A 26,205-nucleotide genomic window follows, 5' to 3' on the forward strand; every position below is an offset into this window, starting at 1 on the left:
GCAAACGATTAGGCTGCGAGAAGATAATGCTTAAACAAGGGCGCATGCTCATGCAGTTTGTTAGCAACCCCAACAGCGCTTACTATCGGTCGAAGGCCTTCGACAACGTGCTGACTTACATCGCCAATAATCCACGCCGTTGCGACTTGAAGGAGATAAAGGGCCGCCGAATGATGCACGTTTCGGCCGTGCCAACGGTTGGCGATGCCGTTAAAGTGTTGCGCGCCATCGAGAATAAGCCAGCACCCACGGTGGGGTAGGCTTGTACTAATGCCGCTACACCTTATATATATATTGGGCGTATGCGCACAATAAACAACAACTATGGCATGCTTTCGTGGTGCCAATAATTTTTTAGGAGGATAGAAACAATGACAATCAACCACACCAACAACGAGCAAAACGGCGAGTTTGTGGCCTTCGAAGGCGAAGAAAAACTGGGCTACATCAGCTACGAATGGGTGGATGCCGACCACTTTGCCATCGTGCACACCGTGGTTTCGCCCGAACATAAGGGTAAGGGCATTGGCAAAATACTGCTTGATGCCGCTGCCGATTATGCCCGTAAGAACAACAAGAAGATAAAAGACGTATGTTCTTTTGTCACCGTGCAGTTTGCGCGGAGCGATAAGTACAACGATGTTAAGGGCTAGTCCCTACATCCTACACAACGGCTTTCTTTAATGGGCATGTCCTACAAAGGGATACATGGCGCAAACAACCGCAAAACGGACCAACCGTTTTGCGGTTGTTTGCACAAATTCTATTACCATCTTATAACCAAACAAAATTAGATATGGAAAGCCATAGGGTGCATCGTAAGCAAACTTTTAACAACGTTTTCGTCAAGCCAAATGAACAACGTCGAGCTTGCTCTAACATTGTCATGGCGAGAAAACGCACTTTTAGGGGAACGAAAAAAGAACAATTAACTCATTCACCTATCCACTCGTTAACTTGTCAACTGGTTAACTCGTCAACTTGTTCACCTGTCCACTCGTTAACTCGCCAATCACTGTAATCTTTTCAGCAAGAAATTTAACACTAAAAGTGCCCTTTCTGTCGGCCAACCGCTCATCTTGCCGCAAAAAATCGATTCTCGCGAAGGTTTGTTTTGATGTAAAAAGGGGGTAGTCTGTGAATGCAACAAAATGAATTTTTATTTAAAGCAACCGCCATCTACACCACATTTAAGGCCGTTTGCTGCTAAATGTGGTGCGTTTTGGTGCTAAACACCGTACGTTTTGATGCTAAACGCAAGGTGTTTTGGTGCAAAACGCAGCGCATTTTGGTGCTAAACGCAAGGCATTTTGGTGCTAAACGCAGTGCAAAATGCTGCAAAATGCTAGACGAAAAGCATAAATATACACAGCAATGGTATAAACAAAACCTTTTAAATCCGTCAAAAACATGGCTAAATAGGGCAAAATAACCGTTAAAAAGCGGGGTTTAGGGGCCAAAAAGTGGGTAATTGGGCGTAACAAACAATGAGCTGCCAACCAAACCAGAAAGGCAAAATGGTGCAAAATGCAGGTTCTTTTCTTTAATCTAGACATAACAACAGATGTAGAAGACCAGAAATGGTGGCAATTTGACCACTTTTTACCCTATATTCTCGCTAGAACGGAGAATAATTTAGAGTAGGATTGTAAAATAAAACTTAAGATTTTAAGATTGTGAGTAGATGGTTTTTGAGTTGATGACTTGATGAGTTCGTGAGTGTTTGAGTTGGCGTGTGTTTTTGAGTTGGTGTGTGTTTGAGGTGATGAGTTGATAAGGTTGTGAGCTTGTGAGGTTGTGAGTTGATAAGTTTTTAAGTTGATGGGTTGATGTATTTGGGAGCTGCTGGGTTTTAGAGTTTATAAGTTAGGGAGTTGATTTGTGCTGCACTTCGTATATGTTTTCCCAATGCAGCCCCTCGTTAGGGTACTTGTGAGCAGGCAAAACTGCGTTAAACATACACCCGAAGGCTGGCAATACGCCATTTTTTAGCTATCTTTGCAACCATGAATATCGACGAATTGCAGGGAAAAAAGATTGCCGTGCTACTCTCGGGAGGGGTAGATAGTTCGGTGGTGGTGTACGAGTTTAACCAACTTGGACTGCACCCCGATTGCTTTTACATCAAAATTGGCCCCGAAGAAACGGAGGAATGGGATTGCGCATCCGAAGAAGACTTGGAAATGGCTACGGCTGTGGCCAAACGTTTCGGGTGCAAATTGGAGGTGGTTGACTGCCATAAGGAGTATTGGGAGCAAGTTACACGCTACACGATGGACAAGGTGAAGGCGGGATTTACACCCAATCCCGACGTGATGTGCAACCGATTGATTAAGTTTGGCGCATTTCATGAGAAACGCGGACACGAATACGACCTCATCGCAACGGGACATTATGCCCAAACGGAATGGATTGACGGTAAGAAATGGCTGGTTACCAGTCCCGACCCAGTGAAAGACCAAACCGATTTCCTTGCACAAATATACGATTGGCAACTGCGAAAAGCCCTCTTCCCCATTGGACATTACCAGAAGGGCGAGGTAAGAGATATTGCCGAACGCGAACATCTTATCAATGCCAAGCGTAAAGACAGCCAAGGCATTTGTTTTCTTGGCAAGATTAACTACAATGATTACATCCGCCGCTTTCTTGGCGAAAACCCTGGCGAAGTGTTGGAACTGGAAACGGAAAAGAAAATCGGCATGCACCGCGGACTGTGGTTTCATACCATTGGTCAGCGTCACGGACTGGGCTTTGGCGGTGGTCCGTGGTATGCGGTTAAAAAGGATGTTGAACGCAATGTGCTGTTCGTAAGTAAGGGTTACGAACCTGCCACGGCTTATAAGAAAGACTTTAAGGTGCACGATTTGCACCTGCTGACGGCTCCACTCGATGGTCTTGACGTTACATTTAAGATTAGGCACACGCCCGAATATCATCGCGCACAACTAGAACCGCTACCCGATGGGGGCTATATCGTTCATGCGGAAGAACCCATGCAAGGCGTTGCGCCTGGCCAGTTCTGCGTTATATACGATAAAGAACACCACCGCTGCTTTGGCTCTGCTGAAATAGCATGGTGAGTTTATGAGCTTATGAGTTTGTAAGTCCGTGTGTTTTTGCACCGAAAGCCTTACTAGTTCGCGAGGATGCGCGGTTAAGAGAACTAAGGTTCGTGAGGGTAAGAGAACTAAGGCTCGTGAGCTCATGAGAACTTGGGCACGTGAGGATATGAGAACTAGAGCATGCGCAGTTAAAAGAACTTGGGATAATGAGTGTATGAGAACTAGGACACGTGCGGTTAAGAGAACTAAGGTTCGTAAGGTTAAGAGCCTTTAATTAATGAGCTTGTAACCATACAAGTGTTGAAACAGCAAGGCATATCACTCCCCTCTCCCCTTGGAGAGGGGCTGGGGGTGAGGCTTTTTTCTCTGTCAAGGAGGGGCTGGGGGTGAGGCTTTAATACGCCTCCCTATACTTGCTTTCGTCCTTATCGTCAAGCATGCTCAGGTACGATTGGTAGCGGCTTTGCGCAATATAATGGTCGTTTAAAGCCTGCAACACAGCGCAACCAGGCTCATGCGTATGCGTACAGTTGTTAAAACGACAACCTTTTGAAAACGCAAATATCTCCTTAAAATAGCTGCTTAGTTCGGTGCGCTCGATGTCGAACGTGCCGAAACCTTTGATGCCCGGCGTGTCGATTACCCATCCACCCTCAGGCAATTCCAACATTTCGCTAAACGTGGTGGTGTGCATTCCTGCGTTGTGGGCGTTCGAAATCTCGGCCGTTCGCAGGTTCGCCGTGGGCAAAAGGCGGTTAATGAGGGTGGACTTGCCCACCCCGCTGTTGCCACTTAAAAGTGAAATGCGACCTTTAAGCAAGGCCCGCACCTCGTCGACGCCCGCTCCCGTCTCTGCCGAAATGGCCAAACAGTGGTAACCAACCGTCTCGTAGAGGTTCATCACCATCTGTTGGTAGCGCATTTCGTCGTCGTCGAGCAGGTCGGTCTTGTTAAACACCAGCACAACAGGTATGCGATAGGCCTCGGCCGAGGCCAAAAAGCGGTCGATAAAGGTTGTGGAAGTTTGTGGACGGTTAACGGTTACAATGAGCAAAGCCTGGTCGATGTTCGCTGCAAGGATGTGACTCTGCTTTGAAAGGTTCGACGACTTGCGTATAATGTAGTTCTTGCGGTCGTCGATAGCCGAGATAAAGGCCGTGCCCTCTTGGTTGGTTACAAGCTGCACGCGGTCGCCCACAGCCACAGGTGATGTGCTGCGTATGCCTTTAAGCCTGAAACTGCCCTTTATCTTGCTGTCGACAATTCGGCCGTCGTCGGTTTTCACCGTGTACCAACTGCCCGTATTCTTTATTACCAGTCCTTGCATGCTGTGCCTTTGGCGCGGTATTAAACCGTCATTATCTCCTTATTCTTCGCTTCAAGCAGTTCGTCAATCTTCTTAATGAACTTGTCGTGCAGCTTTTGGAGTTTCTCTTCGGCATCCTTTTCGTTGTCTTCCGACAGTCCGTCCTTGATGGCCTTCTTCAGTTTATCCTTTATTTCGCCACGCACGTTGCGCACTTCAATCTTGGATTTTTCGCCAATCTTGTTGCATTGTTTGGTCAATTCCCTGCGCCGCTCTTCGGTAGGCTGCGGTATTCCGAGGCGAATTACCTCGCCGTTGTTCTCTGGCGTGATGCCCACATCGCTGTCCATGATGGCCTTTTCAATGTCGCGGATGGCCTTTTTATCAAAAGGTTTGATGGCGATGGTACGCGCATCGGGTGCCGAAACGTTGGCCACTTGGTTCAGTGGAACGGTCATGCCGTACGATTCAACACGCACACCATCGAGTATTGCCACGTTAGCTCTACCTGCACGAACGCGCGACAATTGCTCTTCAAGATACATCGCCGCCATCTCCATGCGGTCTTGCGCATCCTGTAATGCTTCCTTTACGTCTATCATAATACTTAGTTCTTAATTATTTTAAAGCACAAATTTAGAGAATTATCGCCAATAACCCAAATTGTTTGGCGCAAAAAAGTGGTTAAGCACACGTTTTATGGAGTTACACTTGTTTTTAATGCGTGCGTACAATATATATGGACTGCTCGCGTTTAAAAAGAAATTTAAGACCGAAACAGAATATGCAAACAGGTTATCAAGCTGTTATCGACAAATATTATCCGCACGACAACGAGCTGCGACACATCCTAATAACCCACAGCCGAAGTGTGGCCGACTTGGCTTTGGCCTTGGCTAAACGGCTGCCCGAACTGTGCCTCGACCTCCAATTTGTTGAAGAGGCGGCCATGTTGCACGACATCGGCATTGTGCGTTGCGATGCTCCGTCAATCCATTGCTTTGGAACGGAACCTTATATCGCCCACGGACGACAAGGCGCAGAGATGCTGCGAGCCGAAGGAATGCCGCGCCATGCCCGCGTTTGCGAACGGCATACGGGTGCAGGCATCACTCGCGAGGCCATCGAAACGCAACATTTGCCCCTTCCCTTACAAGATTTCTTGCCCGAAACGCTCGAAGAACAACTGATTTGCTATGCCGATAAGTTTTTCAGCAAGACCAAACTCGACCGCCAAAAAACGGTGGAACAGGCCGAAAAGAGCCTGGCTAAGTTTGGCGAAGATGGGTTAGAGCGTTTCCGCGCGTGGGTAGAAAGGTTTGGAGAACCGCCAATGGTGCTCGCTGCAAAATAGGCTTTGTGGGGATGGGATGCTGTTGGTTCAGTACCTTTTGTGGGCGAATAGGGAAACAAACGTTTAGGCTACACCGCAAAATTCATAGCCTTTATCTCCCCATTCAAACACGATAAAGATTAAAAGGAACGAACAAAAGCAAGAGAATAAAAGAAAAGAACCCCACATGATGCAGGGTTCTTTCTTAAAGAGAAACGGCAAACGAATGCCTAACCATTGGCAAAGGTGAGGTTTCCTCATACCCTATGCCGTTGGTTTTATCGTCTTTCATTCAGCTCTTTGTTGGCTGCCGACAATCTTATCGGCAGCCTAACATAAGCATGATGTTACTTATGGAACTTCAATTTTTCTATGCCAAAGGTCATTGTTACCTCTCCTTGTGTGTCGCGCAACTTCAAAGGGTTCTTCTCCGTATCGTAAAGTTTCTTAATTTCTCCATGACCCAGTCTCTTACCTTCTCTTACTAGCTGCTCGAACAGGGGAATTTCAAAGGTATATTCTTTCCTAAATCCATCGTTTTCCCTTTCTCTTTTGAACACCACAAAAATCTTTTCACCACTTTTGTAGCTAGGAATATTGTAGTGTGCATACCTACTCCAATAGTCGAAATGAAACTCTGCTTGTTGCTTAGGGTCGGTACCAAACTGCACATAACCCCTACCTGCATTGAGTTTTTTGCCTGCTAACGACTTCAAATCGTCCTGAACAACAAGTTCAAAACTAACATGCGAGAACTCGCCTGCATAGGGATCGTTCTTAGTGTACTTAGAATAGATTACCGTTTTAAACGTACGGTTCGTGCCAAGTTCCTTTAATTTGTAGGCAATTGGTGCGCCAGGGTTTTCAGTACTCAGTCGAGCGCCTTCGCTGATGAACTTCTTCACGTCCTCCAAGCTGATGGCGGCCAACGAACCGAGTTTGGCATCGCCACCCAAAACACGTCCCTTGATGGTAGATTCTTTCAGCAAGTCGTTGTAGGCAGCCTCTGCATTGGCACCTATCTTTCCGCCCAGCACAGATGCTTGCACTTTAGCCTCCGCCTCTTTCTTCGTCATATTTGTCTCGATGCCCAAAAGCAAGATGCGACCATACTTGATGGAAGAGACGAACAGGGGCTTTTCTTTGCCAAACTCCTTCTTATAGTCAAATTCCTTGGCAAAGAAGTCAGATGGATTCTTGGGCAAGTCGATGCTCAATTCATAGAACACCTGCTGCACTTTCACCAAAAAGCGGTTCTTTTCCTTATCAAAGCTGAAACCCGCACTTGCCTCAACGGTGTTGGCAGCCCCTTTGTAGTTGCCACCCATAGCCATTTTGAGGTGCGCTTTGTCGTAAACCTCCTCGATAGAATAGGTGAGGTTAGCCGCAGGAGCGTTGAATTTACGGCTAAGCAGTTCGTTAATACCCTTTCTTACGCCCGAAAGCGAGGGGTTTTCTATTTTGATAGTGGGGTCGGAACTACCAGGAAGGTCGGTAGAAAGCATGATTGGAGCGCGGTCTGCCTCGATAGGATCATATTCTCCATCAACAACACTCTTCGCCCGCAGCAGCGCACCAGGATAGAAAACGTTCTTATCGTCCGAGAAGAGCAGTTGTTCTTCAAACTCTTTCGCTTGTTCGTAGTATTCCTTGGCCGAAGTTCCTCTTGTATCAGCAAAGGCATATCCGAGAGATGCAGGTTTGGCATCGCCCACTTTTCTTTCCGAGAAAGGTTCCATCTGTTTTACCGATGGCATGGTATTTACATACGAGTTAATCTCCGTTGGGAAAGTTCCATTCCCTGTGTTGGTTCCCAAATCCCCGTCTTTGTCATTGCCACAGGCACATACTAGGACTGAAAGTGCAATTGTCAGTTCTTTTCTTAATGTTAGTTTCTTCATTTTTGTTTTGATATTAGTTACTATTCTCTAATTAAATGTTTTGCTACACTTGCCCTTATTAACTAAGCTTTTTAATAAACCTTGCGCCAAACGATACTTAAATTACAACTCTTTAACACTTTCGGTTGTACCTTTACGAGGTCATACAACGAGAAAACGCCTTTACTTTTGCCGCCCATCTTACCCAGCCCTGCAAGAAAACCATGTTAGGCAACCACGTTGTTGCTGCCCAACTTGCCCAACGTTACATCCGTGTGAGCCTTTCCTTACGACGGTTCTTTCAATGTTGCAACATTTCTCGCAAGGCAAATCGCTAAAAAAGAAAGACTTTATTGCACACGCACCTACCAACACTTCTGCAAAATGTAACCTCAAACGAATTATAATTCAAGGAATTATTGTACCTTTGCCAAACACTTCGTACATGATGAGGAGCATCTACCCGGCCAACGCAGCAACGAGGATAAAGTAAGGACACACTGCCATCCAACAAATGCAAGTAACAGCTATTATGCCCATCCTTCAAGGGGTAATCAAACAAAAAGACGTTACACCGCATTAAACTAAGGTTCTTTTCTCGTTCCTCGATAAGTGCGTTTTCTCGCCATGACAATGTTCGAGCAGGTTCGACATTGTTCATTTGGCTTAACGAAAACGTTGGTGTTTAAAGCTCCGCACTAGGTCCCTATGTTGTTTGGCAGAGCAACGCTTTGTTATTTTCTGCTTTTACCAAGCAGCGTATGCCCGCTTTTCTGTGGTTTAGCCCCACCATGTCCGCCAAATAAGCAAGCAGAACCCGCTCAGAGACAAGCAAGAAAGCCATTAAAGACGACTTTTTGAAACATCCCTAAGCCAAGAAAGTTTATCTAAATTATATATCAAAGCAATCGTTATTTATGAAAAAGTATGTTGGTTTATTGTTATTGCTGACCATATTTTCAGTTGGTTATGCACAAGAGAATGTGGTAAAACATTGGGAGTACGACATTAATGGCAAGAATGGAATTGCATGTCGCTACGTTCAATCAAGGAATTTGTTGTTCATGTCTGGCTTTTCTGTTGCGGATAATGATGTTTTCTACTTTGCGGGAGGTAAACCGCTAAGCGTTGTTTGCTTTAAAGGTACAAAGAAAGTGTACCAAAGAGAAATAGATGCGCTGCCAACAAAGCTATCGATGTTTAAAGTAGTAAAAGACAGCGTGTACTTGGTGAATGATCAAAACCTAACTTTATACCGCATGCACAAAAGCGGGCAAGGACCTGTTGATAAAGTAAAGCTGAACGTTGGCAAACTCAGGCCGTGCGAAGGAGCGATGCAGGAGTCTGGGTTTGTATTAATCCAAAGGATAGGCCAGCCACTTCATGCCAGTTATAAAGCAACATACTTTAATGACTCGGGTAGATTGATAAAAAAGGAAGACATTGAAAACAAAGACAATGTTATGTGCAACAGTTCCGAATGCAAAAAGATATTGGACAGCTATTTATATCCGTCTGCAAAACTGGTGTTCCCTGATTTTGACGGCAACTACAAAGGCACATGGAACGGCTATAACATCTTTTGGGGATTGTTCGGCAATTCAGGGAAAGCCAGCTGGACGCTTGCTTTTGCCGATAAAGACGGAAAGGTAGCAAAGCATTATGACATCAATTATCATCTAAACGACATGTATGATGTCATTCCCTTGCCCGTGCTTACAAATGATATTGACCCTGAAACTTTCACCACTGCGCCAACCTACTGTATGTTACATGGTGAAAACCTGTATATATTGGGTTATTCTGGTGCAAAAAAGAAAATAATTTTATGCAGAATCAATCTTTTAAATGCCTTCAATTCAGAGCAGTCTGCTAAATAGCGCATGAGTTTATGAGGTGGCCAGCTGCTAAGCGCACGAATGTATATGATTTATGTCCCTACATGAACGAAAGGAAATCGCTTTCTTTCTGAACAAAACTAAAGAAGCAAGCAACGGCACTTGCGCCCATTACCGCACAGTTGGTTGGCAAAAGGAAGAACACAAGAACGCAAACCATCATACAACCACTCATCGTTTTTAACGCCAACAACGATGAATGTTTGCGCACATTTTTCTATCTTTGCAAACAAAAATCACAACATAAAAACAATTACAACTATGCAATATCTCGAAATCGCAGTCAAGCTGATAGCAGGCATGATTGGTATTCTTACATTCCTGCGCATTGCAGGTAAGGCACAAATGGCACAGCTGACGCCACTCGATACGGTAAGCGCATTTGTCATAGGAGCACTGGTCGGCGGTGTGCTTTACAACCCCGACATGAGCGTTTGGCACATTCTCTTCGCCCTCGCCGTGTGGACCGGTTTCAATCTCTTTGTCCGTTTCTGCATGCGTTCCAAGGTATTGCGACGCCTTATCAAGGGCGACAGTGTGTATCTGGTGAAAGGTGGAGCCATCAACTTCAAGGCATTTAAGCGCAACAGCCTGGAAATGGAACAGTTTCGTCTGCTACTCAGGCAAAAAGGTGTGTTCTCGATGTTCGATGTAGACGATGTTCGCTTTGAAACTAACGGTGCCATAACGGTGTCGGAAATGGGAAAAGTGTTCGATTCGTACTTGCTTGTGAACAACGGCGCCATTGTAGACAGCTCGTTGTACCATTGCGGAAAGACTCGCCAATGGGTACTTAGACATATCAAGCACTATGGCTACGACGGCCCCACCAACCTGTTTTGCATGGAGTGGACACCGAATAAGGGTTTCTACCTTGTAGCGAAGAACGGCGACGTAACACGCGGAAGTGAGGAAATTGCTGCCGAAGAGATTGCGCAAGAGGTGCTTAACTAACGATGTGATAATGCTTTTTGCAAACGAAGAAAGGAGAAAACCAAACGGCACAAAGCAAAGAACGATAAGACTCGGCATAACTTTGTGCACACTTACATTGGCGTTCGCTACTGCCTTTGCCCAACAAACGGATAGCGTTTCGCGATGGGGCGTGAGCCTTTCGGCCATGAAAGGAAATGTGGTGGCAGCCGACCAATATGTGAAGAAATGGCTTAAACGGGGCGATAACCTTTCTGTTGCCCTCGAATTGTTGCACGCTCCGCTGCCCAAAGACAGCGACTTCTTTGCCGTCGACTATGGCAATCCCACCTTCGCCTTTGGCCTACGCTACACATTTAACAACGCCGTAAGGCTACATCGCGAGGCCGATGCCGATTGGGGACTGCTTGTTCCCGTGCCCTACGAGTCGCCTTTGGGCAATACACTCTCGCTCTACACCACCTTTTATCGCCCTCTTCACCGCTCGCGAACATGGGAAACGGCCTATTCGCTCAGTGGCGGCGTGGGCTTTTCGTCGTCTATATATAATAAGGAGAACGCCATCGACAACGAGTTTATCGGGTCGCATGCCTCCATTTACTTTGCCGCAGGCCTGCACCACACCTTCCATTTCGCCCCAAAATGGGGGTTACGAGCATCGTTAGAGTTTGTACACCACAGCAATGGTGCCCTTTATCGCCCCAATAAGGGCAGCAACACCTTGGGCGCATCGCTGGCTTTGCTGTACACGCCTTACTACGAACAAACATTGCGCACAACGCAAACACACAGCAAAAAGCCATTCGAACGGGGTATGTACCTCAACTTCGCGGCAGGCGTGGGGGCGAAAACGTTGCTCGAAGACTGGCTGTTAACGCAGTTTGGAACGCCACCTGGGCATCCCGACTACCGCACAGAACGCTTTCGCATCTACGTCGCCTACTCGTTACAAGCCGATTTGATGTGGCGTTACGCACGCCGTTGGTCATCAGGCGTGGGCCTAGACGCGTTTTATGGAATGTATGCACGTCGTGTGGAAGAATTAGACCAACAAGCCGGGCACAATCTCCGTCACTCGCCATTCTCTTTTGGCTTAGCAGCCAAACACGAGGCGCATTATGGGCGACTGTCGCTGGCTGTGTCGCTCGGCGTTTACCTTTATCGCCGAATGGGAGCCAATGCTAAGATAAACGAAACACCATATTACGAACGCATTGGCCTGCATTACGCCTTGCCTTGGCTCAATGGGCTTACGATTGGCGTGAACGTAAAGGCGCATAAAACCAAAGCCGACCTGACGGAAGTGGTGGTTGGCGTGCCCATCCGCTTGTAAATTACGAATAAGGAAAGGGGGCTTAGGCCATAACAACATGGCATACCACTCCCCTATCCCCTTGAAGAGGGCTCGGGGGGAGAGGCCGATTAGCAGATTTCTGCCTTTTGTTTGGCGCATACCCAATTTATACTTACATTTGCATAACGAAACAACAAAAACATCATGACATTATATCCCAAACTGATAAAAGACACATTGGCCACAGTGATGTACGCCGGAACGAAAAAGAATATCATTGAAAGCGATATGCTTGCCGACGACATACACATTGACGGCATGAAAGTAAGCTTCACATTACTCTTCCCCAAGGAGACCGACCCTTTCTTAAAGTCGACCATCAAGGCGGCAGAGGCGGCCATACACTACCATGTAAGCCCCGATGTAGAAGTGGAAATAAAAACCGAATTTGCCTCTAAGCCACGCCCCGAAGTGGGAAAGCTACTGCCACAAGTAAAAAACATCATTGCCGTTAGTTCGGGTAAGGGTGGTGTTGGCAAAAGCACAGTGTCGGCAAACCTTGCTATTGCACTTGCCCGATTGGGCTATAAGGTGGGCTTGTTGGATGCCGACATCTTCGGTCCGTCAATGCCTAAGATGTTCAACGTTGAACAAGCGCGACCATACGCTTCAAAGGTAGACGGCCGCGACCTTATCGAACCCATCGAACAATATGGCGTTAAGCTACTTAGCATCGGCTTTTTCGTAAACGCCGAGACGGCTACGCTGTGGCGCGGAAGTATGGCTAGCAATGCATTGAAACAGCTTATAGCCGACGCCGACTGGGGAGAGCTGGACTATTTCATACTCGATACGCCGCCGGGAACGAGCGACATACACCTCACCTTGCTGCAAACGCTAGCCATTACAGGCGCGGTTATCGTCAGTACGCCACAAAGCGTGGCCTTGGCCGATGCGCGAAAAGGTATCGACATGTACCGAAACGAAAAGGTGAATGTGCCTATATTGGGCCTTGTTGAGAACATGGCGTGGTTTACACCTGCCGAATTGCCCCAAAACAAGTATTACATCTTTGGCAAAGAAGGCGTTAAACAACTGGCCGACGAAATGGAAACGCCCCTATTGGCGCAAATTCCACTGGTTCAAAGTATCTGCGAAAACGGCGACAAGGGTACGCCGGCGGCGTTGGATGCCGACACTATAACGGGCCAAGCCTTCATAAACTTGGCGCAAGCTGTGGTTACTGTTACCAACAGACGAAACAAGGAGCAGGCTCCCACAAAGATTGTTGAGGTGAAGAAAGGATAAACCAACACCACCCCACGGCTCGTTAGCCTGAACAAAAAAGTGCGTTTCTTGGCACGGCAACACGCAAATCATATTGCATCTTGCCGTGCCTAGAAACGCATTTTATGTAAAAGGGGGTTCAACAAACGCCCCATTTCCGTTTGCAGTCAGGCCTTATCAATGGCCTGCCGCATTGCATTCACCCTTACTTCACCACCACAGCTTTAATAATCTTCATGTCTTCGAAAGGCCTACTACGCTCGTCGCAGGGCGTTTTCTGTATCTTTTCTACCACGTCCATCCCTTCAACCACTTCTCCAAATACCGTATAAGTGCCGTCGAGGTGTGGTGTTCCGCCTTTCTTAAAGTAGGTTTCGCGTTGTTCGGGCGTCAGCTTTACACTGCCGTTGGTTCTCAAATCCAACTTCGCCTGCACGGCATCGAGCTGATAATCGGTCATACGTTTGCCGTAAACGATATAGAATTGAGCCGAAGACGACTCCCATTTGGGGTTAACATCGTCGCCTTCCCGCGCAGCTGCCAATGCGCCACGCTTGTGATAATACGTTGGAAACACGATTTCGGCAGGCACAGTATAGTCGGGCGAGTAGCCACCAGTAGGCTCTCCGAAGGCCGCATGGCGCGAAGTGGAGTCGCCACCTTGTATCATAAAGTTCTCTATTACTCGGTGAAAAAGGGTTCCATTGTAATAACCCGACTTCACAAGCCGTATAAAATTGTCGCGATGTTTAGGCGTTTCGTTATACAAAACCACGCGGATGTTGCCCATATTGGTTTCTAGCAACACCTGATGCCGAACCGTATCGGCCTGCGTTTGCGCCCTAGCCATCATGCAAAACATGGCGCAAACTAAGGTAAACAATGCTTTTTTCATAACTTTAAGTTTGTAAGTTTATAAGGTTTTCTGAGTTTATAAGTTGGTGAGATGTTGAGATTATAAGTTTATGAGGTTTTGAGTTGGTGAGGTTTTGAGTTGGTCACTTTATAAGTTTGTGTGTTTATAAGGTGGTAAGTTTGGCTCATCACGTTCAGCATTCATCGCTCACTAACCGATAAGCACACCAACTCAAAACCTCATAAACTCATAAACTTACCAACTCAAAACCTCATAATCTCAACTCCTCACCACTCACTTTAATAGCTTTCGCCGTTCATTATCTCGTCTTCGGTAATGGGTTTGCGGTCTATGGCACGCCAAGCGACAAAGATATAAGCCAATACGAAGGGGATAAGTAACGACACAACCGACATGGCTGTTAGCGTAAACTCGCTGCCAGAGCTATTGGCAATGGTGAGCGAACTTTGCAAATCGGCGTTAGAAGGATAGTAAGCCGTGTTGTTCCAACCTACACAAAGCAGCAGAACCAACACCACCAACACCACGCCAACACCGCCAAACCAGATGCCACGCTTAAAGTTGGGGTCGCGAAGGGTACGCACAATGCCGTAGAGTAGCGACACAACGCCCACCAAAAGCACGAGGGTTAGATACCACATCGTGGTGAGATTGTGCAGATACTTAAAGGGTTGCACAAAGATAAGGCCCGTTTGTGGGTCGTAAGCATAGCCATCCTTCAACAATACGTGTACCAAGAAACTCAAAAAGAATGCTAAGAACACCACCGTACAAAGGCGCAGTTGCTTACGAGCGCGAGTTAAGATTGCCTCGTGCACCACATTATTAATAATATACAGCAAACCCAATACGCGCGCCAAGAAGAACACGGCTACGCCCAAAACAACGTTCCACAAGTCGAGTAAAGCATCTAGCCCATGACTGCCATTGGCCCAACGGCTAATCACTGGTTGCGCCATAGCCGTAATGTTACCTTTATCTACAACGAAGTTAGAGCCGTTGAAGAACGTGGCCACAGCACCGCCCAAGAGTATCGGCCCTACGACGCCGTTGATGATTAGGAATGTTTGGAAGGTGCGAACGCCCAAGAGATTGCCCAACTTGTTTTGGAATTCGTAGCTAACGGCTTGAATAACAAACGAGAAAAGTATAATCATCCAAAGCCAATAGGCACCGCCAAAGCTGGTACTATAAAACAAAGGGAACGATGCAAAGAAACCACCACCAAATACCACCAACGTAGTAAAGGTAAATTCCCACTTTCGGCCAGTGGAATTAACCACCAACCGGCGTTCGTTCTCGGTCTTGCCAAGGGTAAATATAAGGGTGTTTGCGCCCTGAACAAACATCAGGAACACCAGCAATGCGCCTAGGAGCGACACCAAGAACCACCAATAATGTTGCAAAAATTCGTATGACATAATAAATTATTTATTCTGTTAAAGGGGAAGAGGGAAAAGCTGAAAGGGTGAAAAGATGGCTAACGCCCACAAAGCCGCGCATGTTTTTGCTATCTTAGTTTCCCAAGATTTCCTAGAAATCCTAGCCCCAGGTTTCTTGGGGAACCTAGATTTCTTACAGACGCAAGCCCCAACGCATTAAGCTTAACCCCTCCTTTAAAGTAGCAAAGCTATCCACGCCCCTCTCCCTTTGGAGAGGGGTTGAGGGTGAGGCTTTTTATTTTCCGTACTCAGGACCCTTCTTAATTTGTTTAACCATGATGCTTATTTCTACCACAAGCAGCGTGGTAAACAAACCCAAGAAGAGAAAGAAGGTTGTGGCAATAGAGGCTGGACTAACGTCGCTTACGGCCACCCAGGTGGGCAACATGTCTTGAATGGTCCACGGCTGGCGACCCAACTCGGCCAAAACCCAACCTGCCTCTGTGGCGATGTAGCCCATCGGCAAGGTGCATATCCCCAAAATAAGTAGCCAACGATAGCGCGACAGGTCTTTGCGATAGCTGAAAAAGGTGAGAACAGCAAAGAAAAGCACGAAGAACGAACCCAAGCCTACCATCAAACGGAACGACCAGAAAGCAAGTGGAATGTAGGGCACCACCTGTTCTTCCTTCTCTACGTAACCATATCCAAAGTATTTCATATTGGCTTTGATGATGGGCAACACCTTCTGAGCGGTTGTTTCGTCGCCCGCCTTTTTGGCTTTACGATACACCATCAGGGCATTTACGGCTGCCTTACCCATCACCATCTTCTCTGCCACCGACGGTTCGCGCGTTCCGTCGGCCTTAACATAACCATCCAGCAGGTCGTTAACACCAGGTACAAAACCATGCGCGGTGTGAGTAGCCATCACTGAGAGGGCATAAGGAATAGAAACATGGCATGCAAGCTCTTCGCCTGAACGATAATCGTGCTGCTTAAAGGGGTTAACCAAAGCAATTGCAGTAAGGCTTTGGCTCTCGCCACCCTTGCATAGTGCCTCCATGGCAGCCAGTTTCATGGGCTGAACCTTACCAACGAGCGTGGCAGAATGGTGTCCCGTCATTGCTGCGAGCACCGAAGCCACAAAACCAACGCAAGCGGCTATCTTCATGCTTTGCTTGGCCAGTTCCATTTCGCGTTTCTTCAACAGATAATAGGCACTTACTGCCACAACAAATACGGCTCCTACAATCCACGAAGAGGTTACCGTGTGGCAGAACTTATCAATGGCAAAGGGCGACAAGGCCACATCTGCGAAACTTACCATCTCGTTGCGCATGGTGTCGGGATTGAACTCGCAACCCACGGGATATTGCATCCAAGCATTGGCCACCAATATCCACCAAGCCGAAATGGTTGCGCCGATACCTGTGAGCCATGTTGATGCAAGGTGGAAACCTGGCGAAACCTTTTTCCATCCGAAGAACATCACAGCCACAAACGTACTTTCCATAAAGAAGGCCACAATGCCTTCTATGGCCAAGGGCGCACCAAAGATGTCGCCTACAAACCACGAGTAGTTGCTCCAATTGGTGCCGAACTGAAACTCCAAGATAATGCCAGTGGCCACGCCCATAGCAAAGTTAATACCGAATAGTTTCTGCCAAAAGTGCGCCACATCTTTCCAAAACTGCTTTTTGGTGCGATAATAGCAGGTCTCGGCAATGCCCATGATAACGGCAAGGCCAAGCGTAAGGGGCACAAAGAGCCAATGGTACATGGCCGTAAGGGCGAACTGCGCGCGCGACCAGTCTATCGTACCCGTTGAAATGTCTAGAAATAGTTGATTGAACATAGTTTATTTTAATGATTATTATTTCCTTGTGTTGTGCGATTTGCCTTTTTGGGGCGTTCCGTCTGCCAGTCTTCGCCATGCCCAGTTGCCCTGGTTTACAATAGCCACCACTATTTTTGGCGTTGGTCTAGCGTGCGCGACACATAGTCGGCCTCCCCTCCTTTGGGTGCATTTGCTTTCAAAAAGTTGGGAAAGAAAAACACTTTGAGGATGGCAAACATGATGAAGAGCTTGATGAATATCACCAACCACAACTTCTTACCCAATGTCATGCTCCTAAAACCATCATAGTAAAGGTCGAACGCGCGATACCAAAAGCTTTTCTTGTTCATTCTTATTGTAATGTTTACAATGTGCAAATATAATAAAAATATCGTAACGATGTGCGCAATACAGACATTATTTTACCAAAGAAAAATACTTTTAAAGGTGAAAGGGACTTTTAAAGGTGAAAAGGTGAAAAAATGGCTGCGCCTTTTAAAAGGTGAAAAGGTGAAAGGGTGAAAGGGTGAAAAAATGGCTGCGCCTTTTAAAGGTGAAAGGGTGAAAAGGTGAAAGGGTGAAAAAAATGGCTGAGCCTTTTAAAGGTGAAAGGGTGAAAAGGTGAAAAGGTGAAAAAAATGGCTGCGCCTACAAACTTGTTATCTCGTCAACTTGTTAACTTGTTAACTAACTAAATAAAAAATGGCTATGCCTGCTGATGAACGAGTCCGACTAGTATAACTAGAAAACTAGGAATACTAAGATAACTAGTGAAACTAGGATAACTAGAACAGCTAGAACAACTAGAACAACTACCCCAACCTGCTTACTAAACCTAACGTTCGCAAATACAAATGTCTTATTTTCAGTATATATTTTAACATTATTACTGGCCACTTTCTCCAGCAATCGCCCACCTTGCCGCAAAAAATCGATTCTCGCGAAGGTTGGTTTTGATGCAAAAAGGGGGTTGTTGAAAATGCAAACAAGATGAATACAGATTGCATAAAACCGCAATTTGCACCAGCTTTTGGGCCATTTGATGCTAAATGCACTGCGTTTTGATGCTAAATGCACTGCGTTTTGGTGCTAAATGCACTGCGTTTTGGTGCTAAATGCACTGTGTTTTGATGCTAAATGCACTGCGTTTTGATGCTAAATGCAAGGTAAAATGGTGCAAAATGCGGTGCAAAATGGTGCTAAACGCGAGGCGATTTGCATAAAAATTCACCACGAAGAGACGGGTCAACACCCTTTCTTACCATGAAAAACATGGCTCAAAAGGGCAAAATGGGCATTAAAAAGTGGTTTTTTAGGGGCTAAAAGCAGGTAAATGGACTTGAAAAATTACGAGCTGGCAACCAAAATAGAAAGGCTAAATGGTACAAAATGCAGGTTTTGCTCTAAAAAATGGCGTAAAAGAAAACGCGTAAGGCCGAAAAAACGGCTATTTTCTTGCTAAAAAAGCTTTATTTTTACCTAGAAGGGCAGGCAAACAGAACGCTTTTTGTAAAATATAATTATCGTATTTAACAAAGAAAACGGCCACTAGGGAAAAGACTAAAAGCTGGCAGTTAACGGCCAATTGGGTTTGTAATCGAAAGTAGTTGGTTTGGGGAATGGCACGTTTGTTTAGAATAAAAGCCTATGTTGCCTTACATAATGCTTTATAGTAAAAGAGAATTCCTTTGGGAAATTGTTCTTTTCTTGTTCCCCTAAAAGTGCGTTTTCTCGCCATGGCAATGTCCGAGCAAGCTCGACGTTGTCCATTTGAATTAACGAAAACGTTCTTTTTCGTTTCTCGACATAAACACGCCCATGTTGACATAAGAACATAAGAAACATAAAGAAGTGCTCTTTATTTTTTCCTCATTATATGCCACAGGAAAGATGCTTTCAACTTGCAAAGCATGTATTGAAAGTTCTCCCGCCAGGTCACCTTTTTGAGGCATCACCACGTTTTTCCACAGACAAATGCAGTAGAATTTAGGATTTTATCGTACCTTTGTGCAATACTTCGTACATGAGAGGAAAGTTTATCTTGGTTTAGTAGCACAAGGACAATAAAAACCTCTCAATTTATACAAAGATTAAAAGTAAAAACAACTTCATTAACTTTGTTGTATGTTTTCAACCAGATAGGAATTAAATACTCGCGCACAATGAACATAACAGACACCATTACCAACGAATTGAAAGCCCAAGGAAGTGCAGAGAAAGCAGCACATTTGAGCTATTTCTTCAAGACGGGCAAGGGACAATACGGCGAAAACGACCGCTTTTTGGGCGTCACCGTACCCGAAACGCGCCGCGTGGCTAAGGCACATGCCGGTGTGGAAATGGCCGATTTGCAACAACTCATTCGGTCCGAGTGGCACGAAGTGCGCCTTTGCGCCTTGTTCATACTCACTATTCAGTTCAACAAAGGCAACGAATCTACGCGCACTGAGCTTGTAGACTTCTATTTAAGCAACACCCAATACATCAATAATTGGGACCTCGTGGACCTGGCCGCGTGGGAAACTATCGGCACCTACTTGCTAGACAAACCGCGCGACTTGCTTTATCGGCTAGCCGAAAGCCCTTTGTTGTGGGATAACCGCATCGCGATGGTGTCTACTTACGCCTTTATCAGGCAAGGACAACTAGACGATACTTACGCCTTGGCCGAGAAAATGATGGGGCATAAGCACGACCTGATGCACAAAGCCATTGGCTGGATGTTGCGCGAGGCAGGCAAACGCGATGTGGAAAGACTTCGGCTGTTTGTGGAAAGCCATCGCTTGGAGATGCCCCGAACCATGTTGCGCTATGCCATCGAGAAGTTTTCGCCCGAAGAGCGTAAGCACCTGATGCGCAAAGGGTGACGTATTAAGAGGGGGATAACGAAAAAGTGGAGGGTTGCCAACGCAGCCCTCCACTTTTGTATATGTACCTTTTGGGGATAGTTTTCTACATGCTTTTCACGGCTTTGGCCAATTGTTCAAGGGCCTGTTGAAGTATGGCGCGAGGCGTTCCCACATTCAATCGCATGTGCGACTCGCCACCTGGGCCAAACATTTCGCCGTCGTTCATGGCCAAATGGGCTTTGTCTACGCATAGGTCTAGCAGCTGGGCGTGGTCTAGTTTCAGTTCGGTAAAGTCGAGCCACACCAAGAAACTGGCCTGCGGGCGCAGTGGTTTAACACCTGGGATATGCTTTTTGCAAAACTCTTCTACGAAAAGCACATTGCCCTCAATGTATTTCAGCATCTGCTTGCGCCACTCGTCGCCTTGCGTAAAGGCCGCAATGGTGGCAATAGGTGCAAAGATGGTGGGTTCGTTCAGTTCGTTTGCGGCGAGCCAACGGAAAAATTTGGTGCGCAATTCGGCATTGGGAACGATGGCAAACGAACTGACAATGCCTGCTATGTTGAACGTTTTAGAGGGTGCGCCAAAGGTGATGGAGATGTCTGCCGCACGCTGGCTCACGGTGGCGAAGGGCGTATGGCGATTGCCAAACAAGGCCATGTCGGCGTGTATCTCATCGCTAATCACAAGGATGTTGCGCTCGTAACAGAAGTCGGCCAAGCGTTGCAGCGTTTCCTTAGACCATGTTTGCCCTGCCGGATTGTGTGGGTTGCACAGCACAAATACCTTGCATTGCTCGTCGCAAACGGCCTCGAGGTTGTCAAAGTCCATTTCGTAATAGCCTTCGGCATTGCGTTTCAGTGGGTTGAACACCACTTCGCGCCCGTTGGCTATTGGCGTAAGGCGGAACGGATGGTACACGGGCGGCTGTATAATCACCTTTTCGCCAGGGCGTGTAAACACGTTTATTACAAAACCGATGCCCTTAACGATGCCTGGGATGTAGGTTAGCCACTCGCGTTGTACCTGCCATTGGTGTTGGCGTTGCTGCCAGCCAATGATGCTCTGCCATAGCTCGTTGGGCGTTGTTGTGTAGCCAAAGATGGGGTGTTCCAATCGCTTACGTAAGGCATCAACGATGAAAGGCGGCGTGGCAAAGTCCATATCGGCCACCCAAAGGGGCAAAAGGTCGTCGCGCCCCCAACGTGGTTTTAGGGCGTCGTGCTTGATGTCGCCGCTGCCTTTGCGGTCGATTATTTGGTCGAAGTTGTAGTTGTGCATGATAATTGTCGGCCTCACACCTCCCTCTCTTTAAGGGTGGAGGGGAGTGATATGCCTCGTTTTTGTCGTTATGGATTAATAATGATGTTTGCGGGTAGCTCTTTTGCCGAAGAGTTAGCCTAACGCTTGTTTGATGTCTTCCAACAGGTCGTCCACGTCTTCCAATCCAATGCTCAGTCGGATAGTCGTGTCCAACACGTCCATCTCTTGGCGTTCTTTGTCCGAGAACGAGCCGTAAATGGTGCTGGCAGGATGGATGGCCAGTGTGCGATTGTCGAAAAGATTGGTGGCGCGGTGGATGAGTTTAAGCTTGTTTATCATGTCGAAACATGCCTCCTTGCTCTCCAAGTCGATGGTTATCATGGCGCCGGCGGTGTTGCCAAACTGCTTTTTGGCCAAGTGGTGGTAGGGATTGTCGGGCAGTCCTACGTAGTTAACGCGTTTAATCTGCGGCAGGGCCTGCATGCGGATGGCCAGTTGTAGGGCGTTGGCGGCCTGAATGCGATAGCGTGCATCGAGAACTTCTAGGCCGACAGTTTGCAGATAGGCCGCTTGGGGAGTCATGTAGGCACCGAAGTTGAAGAGCAATTCGCCACGTAGGGCATGGCCCAAACGTTCGCATGTGCCGTAATCAATAACCAATCCGCCCAAGGATGTTGCTCCGCCACTGATGTATTTGGTGCTGGAAACCACTTCGGCATCCACACCGAGAGCCTTTGCCGAGAACTCGGTAAAGGGAATAAGCGTGGTGTCGGCCACCACAGGGATGCCCCGTGCGTGGGCTAATGCCGCCAAAACCGGCAGGTCTACCACCTCTAATTGTGGGTTAGACATTATTTCTAAGTACACGCAGCAGGTGTTGTCGTCGAGTAAAGGTTCCACTTCGGCAGGCTTGGTAAGGTCGCACAGGCGCGCTTCTACGCCGAAACGTTTGAGTGTGGAGGTGAGCAACGAGTAGGTGTTGCCGAACATGTGGCGCGAACTGACGATGTTTTTTCCTTGTTCGGCCAGTGCAATAAACACGGCACTGATGGCTGCCATGCCCGAATTGAAGGCCACAACGTCTGTTGCGCCGGTGATGCCCTTTACTCGGCGTTCGAAGTTTTCAACCGTCGGGTTGCCTACACGCGAGTAATCGGGTGCCGCAATGCGACCGCAAAACACGTCGGACATGGTTTGGGCATTGTCAAACTCGTAGGCCACGGTGTTGTAAACGGGCATGCTCAGGGCATCGTAAGCATCGCGGCGTTTGTAGGCTTGGTGTATGGCGCGCGTTGTTTTCCTCATTATTATATGTTTAGTTGAAGTTGTTACACTTGCTTTAATACCATTGCACGGCGTTGCCATAGCCACTGCGCTTGTCGTATTTAAGGGCATCGGTAAGCGTGGAGGCATTACAACGGAAGGTGAAGTTGTAGCTGGTGTATGGGGCCAAAACCACCGAACAGCTCATGCTGAAACAGTGAAGGTCGCGTTGTAGCGAGGCCGTGGTCATGGATATTTTCTTGTTTTCGAAGTCGTAACCCGACGAGAAACTGATGTTCCAACCTTCGCTCAGGCGTATGTTGCCGCTCATGTTGAGTGTTTGCGTAAACTTATAGGGGTAGCGCATGGTTTTGTAGTTGAACTTGGAGCGGTCTGTGTTCTCGCTCATCGTTACTCCATAACCAAAGGTTAGCGACCACGGCATGGAGAATTTCATGTATCCGTCTTCGTCGGTCTCGGTCTTTCCGCCGTCGTTAGGATTAGCGGCACCGCGTTGTCCTTCAACCATGTCGTCGTCGATGTTGCTTTCTATGTTCGTATCAATGCCTTCGTCGCTTTTGTTTGGTTTCTTATCGTCGTCTTTCGCCTTTTTGCCGAACAGCTTAGCCAGTTTTTCGGGCGTAAGTGTAAACGAAACGTTTTGCGACATGCCTTGGAAACGGCCAAACCTACCGCGCCCCCACTCGGTATGCGTGCCCACGTATGGGTTTCCGTCTTTGTCTAATTCGTAGGCATAGGTGGCAAACACGGCGTTCATGCTGAACGTGTAGTTCTTCCACCACTTTAATCTAAGGCGCATGCTAAGGTCGCTCCACGGTCTGCTTTCGGCCGCCATGTTGTACGACATGGATGCACCCAGCTCATCGATGAGTGAAATCTTCTTAAATCCGGTTGAATCTTTGTCGGACCTTATTTTCATTTCGATGTTGTTTCCGACGTCGAACGATACGCTACCCGTTTTTCCTCGGCCTGGTACGCCAAAGAGCGAACCCTCGAAAGGCGAGTATTCAACAAGCGAAACGTTGCCCGCGGCATCTGTCTTTTGGTAAGTGGCGTAGTATCCGTAACGCGCAGAGCCGAAGTCGGGAGCGTAACTGAAACTCACTTGCGGCGTGAAGACGTGGCGAATGGCCACAATCTTATCGCCAAACAGCTTGCGACTGGGTGTCCAAAAGCCGTAAAGCTTGGTGTTGGCCGATACGCTCATGCGCCAGTCGTACACGTTGTGGAAACCATAAGTGGTGTCGCGGAGTTCTTTTTGTTGGGCAATGTCCCACGAACGGTTAATCTTATTGGTGTACATACGGTCGGTAAACGACAACGATGGGTTGAGGCTGAGGTAGTTGAACAGCGTAAACGACCCGCTGATAGGCACGCTGTGCATCATTCCGTTGCGCCAATCCTTTACCAAATTCGAGTGCAGCAGGCGGTCTTCTTTCGTGTTTATCGAGTTGCTTAGCTGTCCGGTGTAGCTCATTGAAATCTTTTCGTACCAGCGTTCCTTACCCACGGCGTGCTTGCGCTTAAAGGGATTAAAGCGCGCAATGGAGATGTTGAGGTCGGGAAGAGTGAGTGCGATGCTCGAGTCGCGCATGTTTTGCGAGAGGTTTCCCGTTGCGCTGAGCGTTAGTCCGATGCTCGAAAAGCGCGTACTCCAACTTACCGACGATGTTCGGGTACTCTGTGTAAGCGCTTGCGGGTTGTAAAGGCTGTTCATGTTGTTGCGCTCGTAGCTGGTGGAGGCAAAGTTAACACTTCCCGAAAGGTCGCTGAAAGGGTTGGCCTTGGGGTCTTGTCGGTGGCTCCATTGCAGCTTAAAGCTGGTTTGCGACGAGTAATCGGGCAGTCCCTTGTCGCCCGTCTTGGTGTTTTGGTAGCTAAAATAGAAACTGCCGTTGTAGCGATAACGCTTGCGATAGTTTGTTGCAGCCGATATACCCCACGAACCTTTAGTGTATATTTCGCCCAAAAGTTTCAAGTCCCACTTGTCGCCGAGGGCGAAATAATAACCTATGTCGCGCAGGTAAAAGCCGCGTTCGCTCTCGTCGCCGTAAGTAGGCATGATAAAGCCGCTGCTGTATTTCTTGGTAAAGGGAAAAAAACCGTAGGGAATGGCCAGGGGTAACGGCACATCGGCCACCACAAGGTAGGCAGGGCCGAACACGACATCCTTACCCGGACGCACCTTAGCACGCGAAAGGGCAATGTAGAAATCGGGACAATCCTTATCGCAAGTGGTGTATCGTCCGTGTTGAAGATAGATGTCGCCATTGGCATCGCGTTTGGCTTTTTCTCCGAAAAGAAAACCCTCTTGTTGCTGTGTGTGCACTTCCTTGATAAGTCCTTTTTTCGATTTGAAGTTAAAGGCCATGGTGTCGCTGTTGTACTTGTCGGACCCCATGTTGAAAACGGGCTTGCCTTTAATGCCGCCTTTTTCTGTGCTGTCGGGCGCGCCAGTGGCGTGTACCACGCTGCTGTCTGTGCTGATGCGTATGCGTTCGCTGGCCAAGTCCATGTTTTCGTACTTCACTTTTGCCGAACCATAGAGGTAAGCCATTTTCGAATTGGCGTTGTAAACCAGCGAATCGTTGCCCGAATAAACCACGGGGGCGTCTATTCCGTTTTTCTTTTGTCGGTTAATCGAGTCGCGGCGGATGGAGTCGTCCACCTGTTTGTTGTGTCGATAGATGGCTCGTTGCAGCGAATCCATGCGTGTCGTGTCGTTGGCCACACGTTCCAACGAGTCGCGCCTGATGGAGTCGGCCTGCCTCTCGGCAGCCGTCTTGGGCGTTTTTTTTCGCTGTGCGTAGGGTGTATAGACCCCCGCCGTCACAAATATGACGGCAAACAGCAACAAGGCAATTAACGATTTTCTTCGCATTCTAGGCTACAAAATTAACGAATAAATGGTGAACCTTCTTGCTCTTATCCCTTTTTAACACTTGTTCGCGCTGCTTTTATGGGGTGGGGCGGGTGTCATCTGCGGTGCAGCGCATGGCATTTGGTGGCATGCTTGTTGCCCCCTTTGCTCGCCAAGCAATGCTAACTATCTGCAAAAACTTCAAAGCAATGGGCCGTATTTGATTTTTTTTATCTAATTTTGCACCGCTATATTATCCACTTATAGTAATTTGTATAAGCAACTTATGAAAAAAGAAAATACAATTCAGTCTTGTTTATCGAGACATGTGGCAAAGCTCCGGAAAGTTTCAGCCACGCAAAGACCAATTGGAGCGCATCGCTCCCGTGATTATTGAAATGGGATGTTTCTCGCGTGTGGAAACCAACGGCGGTGCCTTCGAGCAGGTTAACCTGCTTGCAGGTGAAAACCCCAACGAGGGTGTGCGAGCATTCTGTAAGCCTTTTAATGAGGTGGGCATAAAGACCCACATGCTAGACCGTGGACTGAACGCTTTGCGAATGTACCCCGTGCCCGACGATGTTCGTGCGCTGATGTATAAGGTGAAACACGCGCAAGGTGTGGACATACCCCGTATTTTCGACGGCTTGAACGACGTTCGTAACATCATCCCCAGCATTAAATGGGCGGCCGAGGCAGGCATGACGCCGCAGGGAACGCTCTGTATTACCACTTCGCCCGTACATACGCTGGAATATTATAGCAACATTGCCGACCAACTTATCGAGGCCGGAGCAAAGGAAATATGCCTTAAAGACATGGCCGGCATTGGCCAACCCGCCTTGTTGGGCAA

At 47.5% G+C, this 26,205-nt stretch carries 19 protein-coding genes and 1 pseudogene; 10 read left to right on the forward strand and 10 right to left on the reverse strand.

Going from position 1 to position 26,205, the window contains the following annotated elements:
• The 3 genes from BN93_RS02575 to mnmA form a co-directional block, all read left to right on the forward strand.
• Window positions 1-260, forward strand: a 260-nt coding sequence (locus tag BN93_RS02575) for a hypothetical protein (protein ID WP_044259632.1), incomplete at its 5' end; no start/stop codon positions are given.
• A 111-nt stretch (window positions 261-371) separates the two neighbouring features.
• Window positions 372-653 carry a GNAT family N-acetyltransferase gene (locus BN93_RS02580; RefSeq protein ID WP_019186791.1) on the forward strand — a complete coding sequence of 94 codons (282 nt, stop codon included), beginning with the start codon at window positions 372-374 and terminating at the stop codon, window positions 651-653.
• Between the two features lie 1,353 nt (window positions 654-2,006).
• Entirely contained in the window at window positions 2,007-3,083 is a 1,077-nt protein-coding gene (gene mnmA, locus BN93_RS02590; protein WP_019186793.1) for a tRNA 2-thiouridine(34) synthase MnmA, read from the forward strand.
• 376 nt (window positions 3,084-3,459) lie between these two features.
• Here the strand turns inward: mnmA and rsgA are convergent, their stop codons facing one another.
• Window positions 3,460-4,392 (reverse strand): ribosome small subunit-dependent GTPase A, encoded by a 933-nt coding sequence (gene rsgA / locus BN93_RS02595; protein ID WP_019186794.1) that lies wholly within the window; start codon window positions 4,390-4,392, stop codon window positions 3,460-3,462.
• 20 nt (window positions 4,393-4,412) lie between these two features.
• On the reverse strand, window positions 4,413-4,973 hold the full coding sequence (gene frr, locus BN93_RS02600) for a ribosome recycling factor (RefSeq protein ID WP_019186795.1): 561 nt from the start codon (window positions 4,971-4,973) through the stop codon (window positions 4,413-4,415).
• 182 nt (window positions 4,974-5,155) lie between these two features.
• On the opposite strand from frr, the gene BN93_RS02605 reads away from it, so the two are divergent.
• Window positions 5,156-5,725, forward strand: coding sequence for an HD domain-containing protein (locus BN93_RS02605; protein WP_019186796.1), 570 nt, complete (start codon window positions 5,156-5,158; stop codon window positions 5,723-5,725).
• Window positions 5,726-6,051: 326 nt separating this feature from the next.
• Here the strand turns inward: BN93_RS02605 and BN93_RS02610 are convergent, their stop codons facing one another.
• Entirely contained in the window at window positions 6,052-7,605 is a 1,554-nt protein-coding gene (locus BN93_RS02610) for a thiol-activated cytolysin family protein (RefSeq protein ID WP_044259636.1), read from the reverse strand.
• Window positions 7,606-8,501: 896 nt separating this feature from the next.
• Here BN93_RS02610 and BN93_RS02620 point away from each other — a divergent pair.
• The 4 genes from BN93_RS02620 to BN93_RS02635 all read left to right on the forward strand — a co-directional run bounded on the left by BN93_RS02620 (window position 8,502) and on the right by BN93_RS02635 (window position 13,017).
• The gene (locus BN93_RS02620; protein WP_019186800.1) at window positions 8,502-9,464 is read left to right on the forward strand and encodes a hypothetical protein; all 963 of its coding nucleotides are present in this window, start codon (window positions 8,502-8,504) and stop codon (window positions 9,462-9,464) included.
• 279 nt (window positions 9,465-9,743) lie between these two features.
• Window positions 9,744-10,436: a DUF421 domain-containing protein gene (locus BN93_RS02625; RefSeq protein ID WP_019186802.1), complete on the forward strand. Its 693-nt coding sequence runs from the start codon at window positions 9,744-9,746 to the stop codon at window positions 10,434-10,436.
• A 10-nt stretch (window positions 10,437-10,446) separates the two neighbouring features.
• The gene (locus BN93_RS02630; protein ID WP_019186803.1) at window positions 10,447-11,748 is read left to right on the forward strand and encodes an acyloxyacyl hydrolase; all 1,302 of its coding nucleotides are present in this window, start codon (window positions 10,447-10,449) and stop codon (window positions 11,746-11,748) included.
• A gap of 165 nt (window positions 11,749-11,913) precedes the next feature.
• Complete coding sequence (locus BN93_RS02635) at window positions 11,914-13,017, forward strand: Mrp/NBP35 family ATP-binding protein (RefSeq protein WP_019186804.1); 1,104 nt, start codon at window positions 11,914-11,916, stop codon at window positions 13,015-13,017.
• 184 nt (window positions 13,018-13,201) lie between these two features.
• Here the strand turns inward: BN93_RS02635 and BN93_RS02640 are convergent, their stop codons facing one another.
• The 4 genes from BN93_RS02640 to BN93_RS02655 form a co-directional block, all read right to left on the reverse strand.
• Window positions 13,202-13,891, reverse strand: coding sequence for a peptidylprolyl isomerase (locus tag BN93_RS02640; RefSeq protein WP_019186805.1), 690 nt, complete (start codon window positions 13,889-13,891; stop codon window positions 13,202-13,204).
• 260 nt (window positions 13,892-14,151) lie between these two features.
• Window positions 14,152-15,294, reverse strand: coding sequence for a cytochrome d ubiquinol oxidase subunit II (locus tag BN93_RS02645; RefSeq protein ID WP_019186806.1), 1,143 nt, complete (start codon window positions 15,292-15,294; stop codon window positions 14,152-14,154).
• Between the two features lie 256 nt (window positions 15,295-15,550).
• Window positions 15,551-17,113, reverse strand: coding sequence for a cytochrome ubiquinol oxidase subunit I (locus tag BN93_RS02650; protein ID WP_019186807.1), 1,563 nt, complete (start codon window positions 17,111-17,113; stop codon window positions 15,551-15,553).
• A gap of 110 nt (window positions 17,114-17,223) precedes the next feature.
• Window positions 17,224-17,445: a DUF4492 domain-containing protein gene (locus tag BN93_RS02655; protein WP_009230323.1), complete on the reverse strand. Its 222-nt coding sequence runs from the start codon at window positions 17,443-17,445 to the stop codon at window positions 17,224-17,226.
• Between the two features lie 1,812 nt (window positions 17,446-19,257).
• On the opposite strand from BN93_RS02655, the gene BN93_RS02665 reads away from it, so the two are divergent.
• Complete coding sequence (locus BN93_RS02665) at window positions 19,258-19,962, forward strand: DNA alkylation repair protein (RefSeq protein WP_019186812.1); 705 nt, start codon at window positions 19,258-19,260, stop codon at window positions 19,960-19,962.
• A gap of 85 nt (window positions 19,963-20,047) precedes the next feature.
• On the opposite strand, the gene BN93_RS02670 is transcribed toward BN93_RS02665, so the two are convergent.
• The 3 genes from BN93_RS02670 to BN93_RS02680 form a co-directional block, all read right to left on the reverse strand.
• Window positions 20,048-21,226, reverse strand: a complete 1,179-nt coding sequence (locus BN93_RS02670) for a MalY/PatB family protein (protein WP_019186813.1) — start codon at window positions 21,224-21,226, stop codon at window positions 20,048-20,050.
• Between the two features lie 114 nt (window positions 21,227-21,340).
• Window positions 21,341-22,513, reverse strand: coding sequence for a trans-sulfuration enzyme family protein (locus tag BN93_RS02675; RefSeq protein ID WP_019186814.1), 1,173 nt, complete (start codon window positions 22,511-22,513; stop codon window positions 21,341-21,343).
• 34 nt (window positions 22,514-22,547) lie between these two features.
• Window positions 22,548-25,373: a putative LPS assembly protein LptD gene (locus BN93_RS02680; protein WP_019186815.1), complete on the reverse strand. Its 2,826-nt coding sequence runs from the start codon at window positions 25,371-25,373 to the stop codon at window positions 22,548-22,550.
• Window positions 25,374-25,678: 305 nt separating this feature from the next.
• On the opposite strand from BN93_RS02680, the pseudogene BN93_RS02685 reads away from it, so the two are divergent.
• Window positions 25,679-26,205, forward strand: a pseudogene (locus tag BN93_RS02685) (oxaloacetate decarboxylase); the annotation flags it as partial.

The organism is Prevotella conceptionensis 9403948, from assembly GCF_000312305.1.
In the GTDB taxonomy this organism is placed as follows: domain Bacteria; phylum Bacteroidota; class Bacteroidia; order Bacteroidales; family Bacteroidaceae; genus Prevotella; species Prevotella conceptionensis.